At 52.9% G+C, this 662-nt stretch carries 1 protein-coding gene; it reads right to left on the bottom strand.

Annotation, left to right across the window (positions count from 1 at the left end):
• Positions 1-300 precede the first annotated feature (300 nt).
• Positions 301-662 (bottom strand): ATP-binding protein (locus ADINL_RS09180; RefSeq protein ID WP_036546864.1); only part of this gene is annotated, 362 nt, incomplete at its 5' end.

Raw genomic sequence — 662 nt, forward strand, 5'->3', positions numbered from 1 at the left:
CTTTCGATTTCTGCTAGAACAGAGATGGTAAATAGACCTCTAACTCCACCTCCATTGAGAGCTAATACGCGTACGGTATCTTTCTGAGTGCTGTCTGACATGCTCTCTCCTTCGAGTGTTTCATCTTTGATACATTGGGGCTGTCTACTATTTGTTCAATAGCAAATTAGACAATTTGTTCAGAAGATCCTTGAGCCTGCGTAAACCGCTGAAGGTTGCCACCTATTCCACGTGAAGCCTGCCACCCGGACCGGGCAAGGTTGCCACCCATCGGAGCGCAGCGACGCGGGTTTGTCATTGTTACTCTGAAGCGAGGGTGTTCGTCAACTGTGCTTGTCGCTTTCTCATGGATTCACCCCTGAGATTGATCTTGTAGGCATTGTGTACAAGGCGATCCAGGATGGCATCCGCCAGCGTGGCATCACCTATCACTCCATGCCACTCTTCGATAGGGAGTTGGCTGGTGGCGAGAGTTGAACGCCGACCGTGCCGGTCTTCCAGCACCTCCAACAGGTCACGTCTGTTTTCCGCGCTCAGTTTCATAAGCCCCCAGTCATCCAGGATCAGCACATCCACTTTGGCAAGGCTGGCCAGGAGCCTGGGGTACTGGCCATCGCCCTTGGCCATGGTGAGTTCCCGTAACAGACGAGTCAGGCGTACGT

The organism is Nitrincola lacisaponensis (assembly GCF_000691225.1).
In the GTDB taxonomy this organism is placed as follows: Bacteria; Pseudomonadota; Gammaproteobacteria; order Pseudomonadales; family Balneatricaceae; genus Nitrincola; species Nitrincola lacisaponensis.